General features: G+C 29.5%; 11 protein-coding genes. 10 read left to right on the forward strand and 1 reads right to left on the reverse strand.

The features are described from left to right. Nucleotides 1–12 precede the first annotated feature (12 nt). The 8 genes from CLCHR_RS15565 (at nucleotide 13) to CLCHR_RS15600 (ending at nucleotide 11,901) form a co-directional block, all read left to right on the forward strand. Entirely contained in the window at nucleotides 13–948 is a 936-nt protein-coding gene (locus CLCHR_RS15565) for a PulJ/GspJ family protein (RefSeq protein WP_079440756.1), read from the forward strand. Nucleotides 949–959: 11 nt separating this feature from the next. Then, nucleotides 960–3,305: a hypothetical protein gene (locus CLCHR_RS15570; RefSeq protein ID WP_079440757.1), complete on the forward strand. Its 2,346-nt coding sequence runs from the start codon at nucleotides 960–962 to the stop codon at nucleotides 3,303–3,305. A gap of 29 nt (nucleotides 3,306–3,334) precedes the next feature. Beyond that, nucleotides 3,335–3,883, forward strand: a complete 549-nt coding sequence (locus CLCHR_RS15575) for a type II secretion system protein (RefSeq protein WP_079440758.1) — start codon at nucleotides 3,335–3,337, stop codon at nucleotides 3,881–3,883. Between the two features lie 154 nt (nucleotides 3,884–4,037). Continuing rightward, nucleotides 4,038–7,490, forward strand: a complete 3,453-nt coding sequence (locus tag CLCHR_RS15580) for a VWA domain-containing protein (RefSeq protein WP_079440759.1) — start codon at nucleotides 4,038–4,040, stop codon at nucleotides 7,488–7,490. A gap of 238 nt (nucleotides 7,491–7,728) precedes the next feature. Further along, nucleotides 7,729–9,168 (forward strand): O-antigen ligase family protein, encoded by a 1,440-nt coding sequence (locus CLCHR_RS15585; protein ID WP_079440760.1) that lies wholly within the window; start codon nucleotides 7,729–7,731, stop codon nucleotides 9,166–9,168. Nucleotides 9,169–9,569: 401 nt separating this feature from the next. Next, a complete protein-coding gene (locus CLCHR_RS15590) occupies nucleotides 9,570–10,223 on the forward strand; it encodes a DedA family protein (protein WP_079440761.1) in 654 nt (217 codons plus the stop codon). Nucleotides 10,224–10,619: 396 nt separating this feature from the next. Next, complete coding sequence (locus tag CLCHR_RS15595; RefSeq protein ID WP_079440762.1) at nucleotides 10,620–11,084, forward strand: hypothetical protein; 465 nt, start codon at nucleotides 10,620–10,622, stop codon at nucleotides 11,082–11,084. A 160-nt stretch (nucleotides 11,085–11,244) separates the two neighbouring features. Then, complete coding sequence (locus CLCHR_RS15600) at nucleotides 11,245–11,901, forward strand: LysM peptidoglycan-binding domain-containing protein (protein WP_079440763.1); 657 nt, start codon at nucleotides 11,245–11,247, stop codon at nucleotides 11,899–11,901. A 435-nt stretch (nucleotides 11,902–12,336) separates the two neighbouring features. On the opposite strand, the gene CLCHR_RS15605 is transcribed toward CLCHR_RS15600, so the two are convergent. Further along, a complete protein-coding gene (locus tag CLCHR_RS15605) occupies nucleotides 12,337–13,650 on the reverse strand; it encodes an aspartate kinase (protein WP_079440764.1) in 1,314 nt (437 codons plus the stop codon). A 750-nt stretch (nucleotides 13,651–14,400) separates the two neighbouring features. Between CLCHR_RS15605 and glnA the strand changes: the two genes are divergently transcribed. Both glnA and CLCHR_RS15615 read left to right on the forward strand, forming a co-directional pair. Continuing rightward, nucleotides 14,401–15,732 carry a type I glutamate--ammonia ligase gene (gene glnA / locus CLCHR_RS15610; protein ID WP_079440765.1) on the forward strand — a complete coding sequence of 444 codons (1,332 nt, stop codon included), beginning with the start codon at nucleotides 14,401–14,403 and terminating at the stop codon, nucleotides 15,730–15,732. 40 nt (nucleotides 15,733–15,772) lie between these two features. Continuing rightward, on the forward strand, nucleotides 15,773–16,333 hold the full coding sequence (locus tag CLCHR_RS15615; RefSeq protein ID WP_079440766.1) for an ANTAR domain-containing response regulator: 561 nt from the start codon (nucleotides 15,773–15,775) through the stop codon (nucleotides 16,331–16,333). Nucleotides 16,334–16,377: the final 44 nt, after the last annotated feature.

Genomic DNA, 16,377 nt, shown 5'->3' on the forward strand with positions numbered 1-16,377 from the left:
TAGGTGAAATTTATGAAAAATAATCATAAAAAACATAGAGGATTCACTTTGTTAGAGATGGTAATAGGCATTACTTTGTTGGCAATGTTGATTATTCCTGCATATTCAATAATAATATCAACTATGGACAGTAATAAACAGGCAAAGGTAAAACAATTTGCTGCATTGCAGGGACAGGAGATTTTTGAAAAAATTCAGAGTGAAAAAATAGAGCCGCGTATAGATGAAGAAGGAAATATTACTGGAATTAGTAAGATTGGTACTTTAGTTATTCCAGAGGGAAAAAATGAGGCGACACAGACGGTTGATCAGATATATAAAGTCACAGTTAAAGTAGTTAAAAATGAAGATATAACTTTGGCTAAAGAAATCACCGCAGGAATTACAACTAATGATTTAAAAGTTGATTTAAGTGGAACTACTGCTTCTAATTCTACTTCTATACAAGTTAAATCAGATAATAATAATGATAAAGATGATGGGAAATTAAATATTCATAATTTAGACACAACTTTAAAATTAGTTATAAATACTATGACAAAAGGAAATCAAAAAATAGTAGTCGTTAAAGATAGCGGCAATAATGATATTCTAACTTATCCAGTAACGGTAACTGATGAAAATAAGAGTAATCAAATAAAGCTAGTGTTAAATTTTGATGGGTATGAAGTTGTAAGTAATACTGATTCAACTAAATTAAAAACGGTTGAAGTAAGTGTATACAATCAAGATGATAATCGCTTGAATTTGTTTTTACAAAAGTCAACAAATTTAGATGTGCAAGTAGATACTAAACTTGGAGATGTCAGAGTTTATGATAATCGTTCATTGAATCCTTCTAAGCTTGGAGAATTATATAATATAAACATAACAGTAACTAAAGAAGAAGATGGGAAAGAGATAGAAATATTTTCTGGAAAAAGCAGCCAAAATATAAATATTAATTAGGCGGTGATTAAATGATAAGGAAAAAAAGAGGCTCTAGTTTAATTATGGTAGTTATTATTTCTGGTATTTTAATTACGGTAGGAACAGCTATGCTATCAATGTCAGTTGGGGATTACAAAAGGAGAGTAGTAGAAAGTACAAGAATAAAAAATTTATATTCATCAGAATCAGGATTAGATGCTGCGTATAATATACTTGTAAAAACTTTTGATGCGGCAGCTATATATGGAGTTAATGAAATAGAGAGATACAAAGAAACAGAAGCGATTATTAATATAGATACTGAAATACAAGAAATAAAAGACAGTACTACAATTACCAATAAAGATGAACAAATAAAAGAACAGGAAGCTGAAAAGGATAGAAGGATTAATGAACATTTTAAAGAAGTTTTCAGTACGTTTATATATAAGGAAAACGCAGTTGAATCAGTGAATTCAGATATTCCAACTAATGAAGATGAACTTAGAAAATCTATAAACGGAAAAAAATATGTTGCTTTTAATGAAGATGGAACAGAAGCATATCGACATGTGACTTTAAATGTAGACGATGGAGAAGACGATGAAGCAGATCTTTCGGTTGCTATAGAAGGTAATTATAAAATAACAATAACGTCTAATTATAGAACAATAGATACGAATGTAAAGGCAACAACTAAAAGAACACTTCAATCAACATATAATATGACAGTACCAAATTATAAAGATATTGTATTTAGTGAACGAAAAGTAGAATTACCTAAGTACACATTTTTGAATGATAAAGCAATAATTGTTGGTGGAAATATGAATGTAATAGATTCTCCTCTTTCTGTTACAGGAAATATATTTATTCAAGGCAATGGATATAATGATATAGATGTAGATGGGATAGATAGGGCGTATAATAAATATAATGGTGGAATAGTTCTAGATGCATCTACAAATAAGAAAAAAGTTATATTTAATGGAGATGTTGTTACAGGAAAAACTTTTAATATTAGAAATTATGTAGAATCAACTATAAATGGAAATCTATACGCTATGAATGTTTACGCAGGTAATGAAAATGCAGCAGATGATTCAGCCCGATATTCAACTTTATATGTTAGTAAGACTTCGCCCGATAAGATACAAGATGTGGAAAGAGAAGTTGTAGTAGATAATGATATTACTTTAAAGGCTGATAATACTAATATTATAATAGATAAGTTTTTTGGAATCAATGATAAGAATTTAAAATATAGTTATGAAACAAGAAGCAATGGAAGAAATGAGTCTGATAGACCATTAGGCAGAACATCTAGTAGTATTATAGTTAATGCACATCAAAATTCTGGTGTTAAAATTATTACGGAAGCCTATATTATGGGAGTGGCTCATATTAATACTGATAAAACAGTTACAACAAATGGATATACTACTGGTGAATCTACAGGTGTTAAAGGTAATTATATAGCATATGCACTACCGGATGTTGATCAAGATGGTAATATTGAATCTGTTGATAATTATGGTCAATTACAATTGTTAAAAGAAGATAATGTTATCATAAAAAGTGAATACTTTAAGAAATATTGGGAAGGAAAATTACCAGTAGAAAATACTGGTGGAATTGAGCTTCCAGAAACGACTAGAGACCATCCAGAAAGAAAGACATGGTCTCTAGGTGCAAGAGTATATAAAGACTCTAACAATGTTGTTAAAGTTGAAGACAGTAGCTATCGTTTAAACGGTATTCCTTCAGTTATAGGTGAGAAACAAAAAATATTTGCTTCAAAAGTATATCATATTGACGGAGAAACATTAACTGATACTGATTTACAAGCTTTATATGACGCATTAGGTCATGAAAAAGACGAGGTGAGTGATTTAATGTCTATAGAAAATGCACTTCAAAGTTATAAGGATGAGAATCCAATTTTCTTTAAAAACTCTGCAGATACATCAGACAAATCAAATCAAAGAAATAATAATGAAAAAGCTATATTTACTGATAAGGATATAATAATTACAGCTTCAGACACAGAAGATATAGAGAGTGATGCTAATAGTATAACAATAAAGGTACATAATAGTACTAATACTTTAAATGCATTTGTGGCTACATCTGGAAAGGTTACTATTGACGGTAATGTTAATTTTAAGGGTAATATAATTGCTGAATGTGATTTAGATATTACTGGAAGTGATCAAACAACTATAGAATATAATAAAGAGTTATCAGACAGAATACAAGCTTCAAATGTTGATCTTTTTTCTTCTGTATTTGGAAATGGAACTATAGAAGCTGAGCCTGGAACTACTCTAGGTAGTTTGAATGTAGAATATGATGTGAATAAATTTATAAAAAATGGAATATGGAAGATTGTTTAGTAAAAAATAAGTAAGGATGTGAGACGGATTTGATAAGTAATAGAAAAAAAAAAGGGTTTACGGTAATGGAACTTGTAATTGTTATGACATTAACAGTTGCTATTTTAGGAATAATATGGACGATGGTTAGTGTAAGTAATGAAATAATTTCAGATGTTGTTATTGAATCCGACTTACAAAGGGAAAGACAAGCAATTCAAGAAGAATTAAGTAAAATTGGAATGGAAGCTAATGGGATTGAACCTATAGATGAAGGTGATATTGATGTTGCAGGTGAAGTAAAAAAAATAACAATTAATTCATACTACAAACATACATCTCCCCATGGATTCGAAATTTTGAAGGAATATTCAGGAGAAAACTATAAAAATGGAAACAATAGATACAATCTTAAAGTTGATAAAATTCCATTTTCAACTAATGTTGAAAGCATAAAAATAATAAATAAAGATAATATTAGTGAAAATAATTATATTGATTTAACGATTAAATTAAGGAAAGATAGAAATTATAATGATAAACCGATAACTTATGATATAAATGTAAGAACTGTATTTAGAAATAAAAATAAAACTTAGTATTTAAATTTATTTAAAAAAAGAAGCGTAGTAATATGTAAATGGTAGTATTTATATTAATATATTATGCCATAAATATCTGCTAGAACCTGTATTATAACAAGATAATTTATAATGTATTAATAAAAAATTTGTAACAAGGGGGGAGATATGGATGAAAATAAAAATGAAATATAATAAGAAATATGGAATATTAAGTTTCATTATGGTTATTACATTTATATTAAATACAATATTAGCACTTAGAGTGAATGCTACAGTTAATCCACCTCAAATTAATGTAAATGTTTCACTTACACCTAATCCGGCACAAAAAGGACAACCTATTACTGTTAGAGGGACTATAACGCCACAGCAATTTGAGACAGATATTCCCAATAAAGAAATAGTATTGGTTTTGGATGTATCTGGTAGTATGAAAGATGAAGTAACTAATTTATGTGATAACACTGGAGACTATTATTGTGATGATTGTAGGAAATATTTAGATGAGACTCCTGAAGAACATAAAAATGAACAACCTTATATTAATCATACAGTTACGTCGTATTGGTGGGGGAAGAATTATTATTATTGTAATGATTGTAGAGAATGGATAGATGAAGATCAACAGACACATAGAAATGCCAAACCATATTTTAAACACAATATTAGAAAGACAACTTATTGTTCAGAACATAACAAGAACGGTGCGCATAAAAGTACAAAAATATATGAACTAAAAAAAGCAGCTAAAAATTTTGTTGATAAAATGAAGAACGTACCGAATTTAAAAATTGGAATAGTAACATATTCTGATACGGCAGATATAGAGAAAGCTTCTATTAATAATAATGATACAGCTTTAATACCTGCTGCTTATGTTGACCAATTAAATGAAATAATTGATGATTTAAATGCAGATGGAGGAACAAATACAGGTGAAGGTTTAAGAAAAGCAACTTATCTATTAAGTAAGAGTAATCAGAATGATAGTACAGCCAACAAAACCGTGATACTTATGTCAGATGGTATACCAACTTTTTATACAAAGATTAATAATTCAAATAATAATTATTATTTGAATACAGATACAGAAACGACTGGAACGATTTCGGATAGTGGCGATGGAAAGGCAGATACATCTGATTTTAAAGATTTAAAATATGCTAAAGCTATAGGTGAAATCATCAAAAATAAAGGATACAATGCATTTTGTATTGGATATGGAATGAATAATGATGGAGTAGATAGGATGAGGCAAATTCAAGGTTCTATGACTGGTAAAAATATGAATGACACCTCGACTACAGACCAACAAAAGGGTTTTTATCCGACTAGTGATGGATCTATAGAAGGAGTTTTTGGTACAATAGCAGATCAAATAATTGATACTTATACTATAACGAATGTTAAATTTAATTTAAATCTTCCAAGTGAGTTTCAATTAGATGGTGGTGGAAATATTGTTTCGGTAGATAACATTACTTATAGGAAAGTTTCGCAAACTGGTAATAAGATAATATATAATGCACAACCAGTTCCTTTTTCTTTTACTTTGAATGCTACTAGAGCTGGAACATATACATTGTTTAATGATTCAACATTAACCTATCAATTTAATGGTACGCCTATAACAAATGATAATATAAATAGTATAAACATTACTATAACTGATACTACTACTGCTACTAGTGATAAAGTTACTATGAAAGTGAGTGATTCTTCGGGGACAATTAATAAAATTTATGATTCTACAGTTAATACTTCTAATTATGTTATTGATAATAACGGAGAAGTATATAAATTATATGGTAAAGCAAATGTTTCAATGAATGTTGCGAATTCACAAGCCACTGATTTGAAATATAGATTTGTAAAAGAGGGACAGGAGTCTAGTGAAAGTGATTGGCAATATATAGCATTAACTGGAGATGTAGATACCGCACATCCAGGATATCTAACTCAAATGCCATATGATGTATCTCATATGCCATTAATGAGTAATGATGCAATGTGGAGTAATAGAAATGAAGTGTATAAGACTCCATTCGCTGATAAAACAGGGCTAATAAGTACCGGTGTTACTTCAGCAAATGCAGAATATGTAACAAGTGAAAATGTTAGAAACAAAGATGGGAATATAATAACTAGGTGGGTACCTAAGACTTTATTTGTTAATAACCAGTATGTTGAGGCGTATGCTAGTGGTTATAAAGAATCAAGAAAAACGTGGGGATATATAAAAGTAAATCAAACAGGAAACTATTACTTCAAAGCTTATTCAGATGATGGCTTTTATGGAACCATTACTGTTAATGGAGAATTAAAAGTTTTAGGTGATTCCTTTGAGCCAAGAGGGGTTAGTGATTCTGGACTAACTGATACTAACGCAATAGCATTAGTAAAAGATGTATATTATCCAATATATCTTGAATATTTTAACTGGGGTGGATCTGCTGCCTTTAGAATTGAGAGTAGTTTAGGTAATAAAAATAATTATCAACTAATCGGATCATCTTCGAGTAACTGCACATTATATCCATCTAAGAGCGATTCTCCTATAGAAACAGGAAATAATATATTTATGGGAGCTACAACTGTAAATTTTAAAACTGAACCAGGAATATATACAATTGAATATGCTCTATTAAAAGAAAAAAGTGCTAGTACAACGTCACAAACAGAGTATGATGAAATTAGTACAGGTAGTTTTGGAAAATTTGAAGTAGAAGAAAGATTTAATGAGCTAAGTAAATCTTTTTCAAAAAATCCGATTGAAAAAGGTGAACATTTTAATATAAACTATACTTTAACGCCGAAACCGATAAAATTAACTGATTTATATAAAGGGAATGATAGTAGTAATAAGCCGAGTTCGTTATATGTAAAAAATGTAATACTAACAGACGAATTACCACAAGGGTTAGTTCTTGCAGAGACTACTAATTCAACAAGTATAAATAAAGTTGCAGATATAGAATATAAATATAATTCACAAAGTGATAAATATGAAGCAAATGAATATACTTTTAATGTTAGTGTAAAACCAAAAGATTCAAATGTAGATAGTGTTAGTTTTAATGAAAGCGGACAAATTGATTACCGTGATATTTCATTAAAAGATGACTCAAGGATATCACAAACACAATATTTTCAAGGTATACCTACATTAAATTTTATCGGAAACAGTTTGATTACTAAGCACGGATTATTTAATGGGAGTACTGTAACAGATAATACGGCTCCAGTAGATGTAGTTGCTTCTATGAATTATACTTTTGGATTCGTGATAGATGTGAAAGGTTCTATAAATAATTTTACGCTTAAGTGTATACCTAATAACGTAAATATTGATAGTGATAATATATGTATATATGAGCTAGATGAAAATGAAAATGTTATTATATCCTCTAAAAAAATCATCAGCGGTACAAAAAATGACAATATAATAACTGTAAACTTAATAAACAATTCTCAATCGTTGCTTGATTCAGGTAAGAAGTATGCAGTGATATATAAGGTAAATAGTGTCAATGGTGATGCTGCCTTGACAGCGCAACTTGATACCGGGGACTATAGGAATTTAAAATTAAAGTTAAAAACAAATCTGCCAGAATTATTTTAAATCGGTTGATTTATATTATAATATATAACCCAATTAATTAATGGATTCCTCACAGGGGTGTTAGTGCCTTGTACGGAATTGTAAACAAAAGCACTCCACTAAATTAAGATTTGGTGGAGTTTTTGCTTGAGAAATGTTAATGCCGATGGGATGATGTGAGAGATGACAATAATATTAAAGTTCAATAACGTGAATCTTAGAGTATTTACTGGATATCAAATGGAAAGGTGGTTTCAAGTTGAAATCAATAACTAATATATCAGAAAAGATAAAGCATACATACAATGATATACACCGAATGACCAAGATTAGTGAGCTTATTGACTATATTTCTATACAGTCAATTGAAAAGGTAGCTGCTATATTGCTTGTGATATGGACATTATCGCCTATTATTATAATGTTTTCATATAATTCTATGCAAGGTATAGAGCCGTATCTTTTCTTAATATTAAAACATATATATTGGTGCCAGATTCTTCAGACAATTGGATTTCTTGGATGTATATTAAATATTATTGTATTTTCTAAAAGTATTTTAAATGCGAAAAGGGAAAGTGTTTCTATAAAACAGTATCTGAAGGATAATATATTTTTGTTATTTTTAGTTCTGATGCTTTTTTGGAGTATCTTTTCATGTCTAGCATCAGATAATTTAGAAATTGCCTTTAACGGAACGCTATATCGTAAAGAAGGACTTGTTACTTATTTTACTTACTTTGGTATTTTTGGTTGTGGTTATATTCTTAGGAATAAACGATTTATACGATATATTCTTGAAGTTTTTACACTATCTTCAGCTGTATTATCATTACTTATGCTTATTAATTCAGAAACCTTAAATAAGTTATTTGGTTTTACAGTTCATTCAACTGTTTTTTTACAGTTTAATCATTTTGGCTATTATCTATGTATGTCGACAATGTGTGTATTACTGTTATTCCAGATAGATAAAAAGTCAAAACTAAGAAGGGTATTTAGGATTACATCGTTCTCTATAATTGCAGCAGCTTTGATGGAAAATGGATCTTTAGGTCCTTACCTTGCTGTAGTAGCAGGATTGTTGTGTAGTGTAATTCTTACAATATGGATTAATAAACTATTTTTGAAAAGAACACTTTTATTAGTTGGAGTATTTATCATTGTAACAATAGCTATGAATATCTATAATGGACATCTTTACAAAGATATTTGGACGCTGGGGGGAGATGTATCTAAGGTAATGAGGGAATCGTCTGATGTAGATAGTGCTGGAACAGGGAGATGGATACTTTGGAGGAATGGAGTAAGATTTATTTCTGAAAAGCCATTGTTCGGCTATGGACCAGATAACCTTGGTGAGCAATATGCAAAGGCTAATGTTGGGACAGATAGAGCACACAACGAAATTATTCAATTTGCTGCAAGCCTTGGTATTCCAGCAGCGATTTTCTATATTATAGCAATGGTTAATTATTTTATAGGTTTCCTAAGGATCAGAAAGAAGGTTTCCACGATTGAAATTGGTATGTTTTGTACGGTAGTAGCTTATTTGGTTTCATCTATGTTTGGAAATACAATGTATTATACAAGCCCATTTTTCTTTATGCTTTTGGGAATATCGAGTGGTATGGAAAAATCACTTAAAAATAAAAATCTAACTGTTTTAGAAGAAGACATAATAAAAGTAGTGAGCTAGTACAAGAGACTTAATGTAATTATTAAAAAATATTAGAATTTAAATATGAGGTTAATATTAAAGCTATGATTAAAATAGCTAGAGTTGAAGTGAATAATAAAATAAAAAAACTTTTGAATGGCTTTTAATACGAAGAACATTTTTAATAAAATCTTAATTTTACTTTGTCGATTAATAATGTATAATAACCATATATGATAAAGTTTCACTTATCCAGGAGCGTGCAGCCGTTATCTCCCACTTAGGCAGACATCTCAAATCTGTGATTTGATGATGGTCGCTTACTCTGTGAGTACTCATCTGACTTTAGGAAGAGGAGTTTCATATATTGTGGGAGTGTTACGTATGCTAGCTATCGGATTAAGATATTAGCGTAATAATTTATATATGGGAGGAAATAAATGAGTACACTTAGTTATCTAATAGATATATTTTTACACCTTGATAGGTACTTAGGCATGGTGATAAATAATTATGGCACTGAAACGTATTTAATACTGTTTGCAATAATTTTTTTAGAAACAGGTCTAGTAGTGACACCATTTTTGCCAGGAGATTCTTTAATATTTGCTGCTGCGGCTTTCGCGGCTATGGGTATGCTTAACATATACATATTAATCGGAATTTTGATTGTAGCAGCAATTTTAGGAGATACGGCAAACTATGAAATAGGAAGAATTTTTGGAGAAAAACTTATTAAGCTGCGTGGTGGAAAACTAATAAAGAAAGAACACCTTGATAAAACTAATAGGTTCTATGAAAAGCATGGTGGAAAGACAATAATCTTTGCGAGATTTATTCCAATAGTTCGTACCCTGGCACCATTTGTAGCTGGAATAGGAAAGATGCAGTATAGACATTTTATTTCCTTTAATGCAATCGGTGGAATTGTGTGGGTATTGGGAGTATCTGCTTTAGGATATTTCTTTGGAGCTATTCCAATAATTAAAAATAATTTTGAATTTGTAATTATAGCAATAATTTTAATCTCGGTATTGCCAGTAGTTATTGAATTCTTAAAAAGTAAAACAAAAAAAGCTAATCAAACAGTGTAAATGATGCCTGACTAAGGAGAAAAGCTAATATAACTTCTTAGTTAGGCATTTAAATTTGAGGTTAAGTATATAGCTTCGAATTAAAATACTTAATTAAGTTTTTTGTTTGAAGACATTAATTTGTAGTATATAATAAATAAAGATAAATTGAATCAATAGTATAAAAGTTGAATTTTGGATAGATTATACATAAAGTCATGAGGGATAAAATGATTCAGACTATGCTAAATGTTTTGATACTAGTAATCGAAAACAATTGAAATTAGTTGATTATTGCTCATTAAATTTAAATATTGACTATAAAACAATAATAGATAAATATTCAAAATATATTTCTCAAAAAAGGTATGATTTTATCCTAGCTTTATTAAAAGAGAGAATAGAGGTGGTGAAGAAATGTTGCTCCCTAAATCAAAGATAGAAACTGTTGAACTTATGAATGAAGAGTATTATTTAGGAGATTTATCTTATGATTTGATTTCAGAAGAATATAGTTTTAAAAGAAATGAAGATATTGATGATTTAAAACTATACCCAGCAGAGTTTTATGGATTATTTAATAGAAAAATTAGAGTAGTTCCAAGTGACGTCATAAGAGAATTTATAGTTGATAGAATAATTCCTTATAATAGAATGAATCTAGATTGTTATCTTGAATATTATAATCTAGATTTTTGGGATGAATGGGAAGTGTTTTTAGCCGCAAAAGGAATGTGCTTTCTGGATACCTTTTGGATAAGAAGAAATAACGAGGAAAGCTACAAAAAACATATAAGATTCACCAATTCTGTAAGAGATGATCTACTCACAGAAGAATATTTTATTAAGAAAAAGTTTAGTAAGATTAGTAGTAGAAAATAGAAAACTAATAAAATATAAGTAATCTTATTTTAAGTAAGTAGTCTATAGGATAGAATAAAAAAACAAAGAAGTTGAAATAACTTACTAAAATATGAATATAATGATTTTTATATGACAATACTTCTAAGAATAATAAAATATTACTGGAGGTAATCATATAATGACTAAAAAACTAATGCCATTAATAGTAATACTGTGTATATTTGCAGCTGTGCTATTGCCTGCCACATTTTACAAAATCGAAAAATCAACAACTTCATCAACTGAAAGTAAAAACAAAAATATTAATACTGATATTTCCACAGAATCTGCTGATACCACTAGGCAAATAAAGACAGATTCTAAAAATGAAAGTTCAAATAAGAGTGTACCCAATATGGTAGCAAATGACACGCAAGTTGTTAAGGAGCAAAAGACTAACAGTGAAAATAGAAAAACTGATATTGATACATCTAACTATTTGAGAAGCTTACAGTGCATTAGTTATAAATTGAAATCAGGAGAAACTTTAACGGATATTGCTAGAAAATATGAAAGTACTTGCAATTTAAACAGTACAATTAAGATGATAAAATCAATCAATAAAATTGAAGATGCAAATACTATAGATTCCAAAACTGTTTTGAATATACCAGAAAGCACAATTAGAACTGGAAAAATGTATACTGTAGTTGAAGGTGATACGTGGTATAAAGTAGCTAATGAAAATTATCCCCAATATACAGCTGAATCCGTAATGAAGCTCTTGGTATATATAAATAATTTGCCCAATAATGATTTACCTCTAGGAGAAAGAATTTTTTTACCAGCTATATAGAAAAGAACATTATTTAAGTGTATTTGTTATAAACTATAATCAAATATTTAGCAGTGTCCTTTGAATATCCTTATTTCAAGCAGAAAATATATAAGGCATAGTTGTTTAGAGGATTTGGGTGTTAAATAAGTGATTATTTAAATATTAATACTAAGGCATGTAATATAAATTTTAAGATATGGTTAGGTCTTAGTTATAGATCAACAATCACATCTTAAAATTATACATTATCAGAAAGAAGGATACACTTTTGTGGAGTGTTGCATTGAGAATATGGCTTTGGGAATTTCTTCATTAGAAGTTGTTCCATTCTTGCTTGTCCTTAGGAACTAAGGAGCATGCAGGAATGGGCACAACTTCTAATGTTAGAAATTCAAAGCTATATTTTCTAGCAACCGGAACAAAAGTGTATCCTTCTTTCGGTTGTATATATTTTTAGTTAAATGCGTTATATATTGCAGCTATTCCTTTTTCAAAGTCATCATTTTCAACACCAACTAAAATATTCATTTCACTAGAACCTTGATCGATCATTCTAATGTTGATTTCAGCTGTTGAAAGAGCTGTAAATATCTTAGCAGCAGTTCCTCTTTGTTTAGCCATTCCACGTCCAACAGTTGCTATCATAGCCATGTTTGGATGAATTTCTATACTGTCAGGATTGCATGCTCTTTTTATTTCTTCAACAACAACTTCTTTTTTATTCTTTAATTGTGAGTCTTGAATTACAAAACATACAGTATCTATTCCAGAAGGCATATTTTCAAATGAAATATTATGCTGTTCAAGTATTGATAAAATTTTTCTACAGAAACCAAGTTCTGAATTCATTGATGCTTTAGCTATTGAGATTACTGTGAAATCTTTTTTACCAGCTATACCTGTTACCGTTGTTGGCTTCATTGAACCATCTGTATCTTTTACGATAAAAGTACCTTCATCTTGAGGTCTGTTTGTATTTTTTATATTTATTGGAATTCCAACTTCTCTTACTGGGAATATTGCATCTTCATGTAATACAGAAGCACCCATATAAGAAAGTTCTCTAAGTTCTGTATAAGTTATTTTGCTTATTGGTTTTGGATTATCTATTATTCTAGGATCTGCCATTAAAAATCCTGAAACGTCCGTCCAATTTTCATAAAGATCAGCATTGATGCTTGCAGCAACTAAAGCTCCTGTTACGTCAGAACCACCTCTTGAGAATGTGATTATATTACCGTCTTTATCTGCTCCATAAAATCCTGGAATTACTGCTTTAGATATCTTAGATAATTTAAAGTGTAGAGCTGAATTTGTTGCAGCAGTATCTAAAGAACTATCAGCATTAAAGATCATAACATCTTTAGCATCTATAAATTCGAAACCTAAATAGTTTGCAAGGATTAGTCCGTTTAGGTATTCACCTCTACTTGCGGCGTAGTCACTTGAAGCCCCTTCTTCAAGATCTTTTTTTATGATATCTAAGTGTTCATTAATATCAAAGTCTAAATTTAAGTCATTAACAATACTGCAATATCTATCTCTTATATGATTAAAAACATCATCAAAAGATATCCCAGTAGAAACATGGGCATGACAAAGATATAGTAAGTCTGTTATTTTGGAATCTTTAGAATTTCTTTTTCCAGGTGCAGAAGGAACTACATATCTTCTTTCTTCATTAGAAAATATTATTTCCTTTACCTTTCTAAATTGACTAGCATCTGCTAGTGAGCTTCCACCAAATTTTGTTACAATAGTATTCATAATAATAGCCCCCATATTTTCATATATTTTATAAAGTGAATCTTAGTTAAACTTATCTAGGGTCGTACCAATGTCACAGTGGCTTGACATCAGATAAATTTTACATCTTAGATTGTAGCAATTTATCAAAAAATGTTCAAGAGAATTATTGATAATAGAAATAATTAGTATTATTATTTCTAAAATATAGTATATTAAATATGTATAAATTGTGAAAGTTATGGGATAAGCACCAGAGAGAAATTATTGACACTAAAAGTATTAATATATATAATTAATGTAAGGATTTAATAATTTATGACGATGAAGTCACAAAAAATGATTTTTTGTGACTTCATTTTTTTATATTATTGCAGTAATTTTTTATCTGTAAAATGTTAAATATATATTTAAAGATTACTTTGGTAATAATAAATTATGATTTTAACAATAATAATTATTGTAATATTAATCAAAAAAGAAACATAAAATACATATTGTAAAGAAAAAATGACAATAAATGTTTCTAAAACAATACGCGTTTGTAAAAAAATGCCACAACACTTTAGATTATAAGTAATGTGGTATCATTTACTTTAAAATTTAAAGTTTCAATAGCGATAATATTTATTTTTTAAGAAAAATCACTTGATTTATTAAAAATAGTATTATATAATTTCATTAGTAAATGAATTGAGCAAAGGCGTTCGATAGATGGTATACCTCTCTATTGTGCGCCTTTTTTTAAAAGAAAAAGGGGGGAATTGTTAAATGGCAAAGTACACAAAGGAAGATATTATTAATTTAGTAAAGGAAAATGGAGTTAAATTCATTAGACTACAATTTACTGATATCTTTGGAACTTTAAAAAATGTAGCAATTACAGATAAGCAATTGGAAAAAGCACTAAATAATGAATGTATGTTTGATGGATCATCTATTGATGGTTTTGTAAGAATTGAAGAATCAGACATGAATTTAAGACCAAACTTAGATAGTTTTGTGATTTTCCCATGGAGACCACAACAAGGTAAGGTTGCAAGATTAATTTGTGACGTTTATAACCCAGATGGAACGCCATTTGAAGGGGATCCAAGATATGTTCTAAAGAGAGCTATTAAGGATGCAGCTGAATTAGGATATACAATGAATGTTGGTCCAGAATGTGAATTCTTCTTATTTGAAACTGACGAAAATGGTAATCCAACAACTAATACTCAAGACAAAGGTGGATATTTTGACTTAGCACCTACAGATTTAGGAGAAAATGCAAGAAGAGATATGACTTTAGCATTAGAGGATATGGGATTTGAGATTGAAGCTTCTCATCATGAAGTAGCTGAAGGTCAAAATGAAATAGATTTTAAATATGGTGATGCGTTAACTACAGCGGATAATATCATGACATTTAAGCTAGTTGTTAAATCAATAGCTCAAAGACATGGATTGCATGCATCATTTATGCCTAAGCCGATTTTTGGAATAAACGGTTCGGGTATGCACGTAAATATGTCATTATATAAAGACGGAAAGAATGCTTTCGTTGATGAAAATGATAAGAATGGATTAAGTGATGTAGCTTATAAATTTATTGCTGGATTATTGAAGCATGTTAAGGGCGTTGCTGCAGTAACTAATCCTTTAGTAAATTCATATAAGAGACTAGTTCCAGGATATGAAGCACCAGTTTACTTAGCTTGGTCATGCAAAAATAGAACAGCATTAATTAGAGTGCCAGCAGCTAGAGGAGCAGGAACTAGAGTAGAATTAAGGTGTCCAGATCCAAGTGCTAATCCATACTTAGTATTATCAGTGTTGCTACAAGCTGGTTTAGATGGTATTAAGAATAACTTGACACCACCAGCAGAGGTTGAAGCAAACATTTTCGCAATGACTGAAGATGAAAGAAGAACTAATGGAATTGATAATCTACCAAATAACTTATATGAAGCAGTTCAATTTATGAAAGATAGTGAATTAGCTAAAGTTGCATTAGGTGATCATGTATATGAAAATTATCTTTCAGGAAAAGCAGCTGAGTGGGATGATTATAGAACTAAAGTTCATGACTGGGAAATAGAAAACTATCTTAATAGATATTAATCTGTAATACCAATTAATATTAATTAAGGTGGGGATTGCAATGGCTCAAAATGGAAGAATTATAATAGCATTAAGCAATATTGAGACTGCGACAAAATTGAAGAGTTTACTAGTGCAAGAGGGCTATGAAATATTAGCATTGTGTACTTCAGGAAATGAATTGATTAGATTAGTTATGCAATATTCCCCAGACCTAGTCTTAGTTGGATATAAATTTAAAGATATGAGTTTATTAGATGTCTATGAAACTTTAGTAGACCAAACTAGTTTTTTAGCTATAGTAAATGAACCTTATAAATCATTTATAGAGGAAGATACTGATATATACTGTATTGGTACTAAAATCTCTAATGTGCTTTTGACTAATGCAATTGATTTGATCTTTCAAAGTAAAAAGAGAATTACAAAGTTAAGAGCGCAGGTTGAAAAATTAGAGCATACTTTAGAAGATAGAAAGCTTATAGAAAAGGCTAAGGGGCAACTTATGTCAACTTCAGGACTTACTGAGAATGAAGCATTTAGATATATGCAGAAGATAAGTATGGATTCTGGGAAAAGAATGAAAGATATTGCTAGCTTAATATTAAGTGAAGTAGAGTAATTTATAATAAAGTAAATATACGAGTAATTATACCAAAAAAAGAG

The sequence above is a fragment of the Clostridium chromiireducens genome, from assembly GCF_002029255.1.
GTDB classification, from domain to species: domain Bacteria; phylum Bacillota; class Clostridia; order Clostridiales; family Clostridiaceae; genus Clostridium; species Clostridium chromiireducens.

Coding starts and splice junctions, on each gene's coding strand:
- CLCHR_RS15565 (WP_079440756.1), top strand. CDS start 13: ATGAAAAATAATCATAAAAAACATAGAGGATTCACTTTGTTAGAGATG.
- CLCHR_RS15570 (WP_079440757.1), top strand. CDS start 960: ATGATAAGGAAAAAAAGAGGCTCTAGTTTAATTATGGTAGTTATTATT.
- CLCHR_RS15580 (WP_079440759.1), top strand. CDS start 4,038: ATGAAAATAAAAATGAAATATAATAAGAAATATGGAATATTAAGTTTC.
- CLCHR_RS15590 (WP_079440761.1), top strand. CDS start 9,570: ATGAGTACACTTAGTTATCTAATAGATATATTTTTACACCTTGATAGG.
- CLCHR_RS15595 (WP_079440762.1), top strand. CDS start 10,620: ATGTTGCTCCCTAAATCAAAGATAGAAACTGTTGAACTTATGAATGAA.
- CLCHR_RS15600 (WP_079440763.1), top strand. CDS start 11,245: ATGACTAAAAAACTAATGCCATTAATAGTAATACTGTGTATATTTGCA.
- CLCHR_RS15605 (WP_079440764.1), bottom strand. CDS start 13,650: ATGAATACTATTGTAACAAAATTTGGTGGAAGCTCACTAGCAGATGCT.
- glnA (WP_079440765.1), top strand. CDS start 14,401: ATGGCAAAGTACACAAAGGAAGATATTATTAATTTAGTAAAGGAAAAT.
- CLCHR_RS15615 (WP_079440766.1), top strand. CDS start 15,773: ATGGCTCAAAATGGAAGAATTATAATAGCATTAAGCAATATTGAGACT.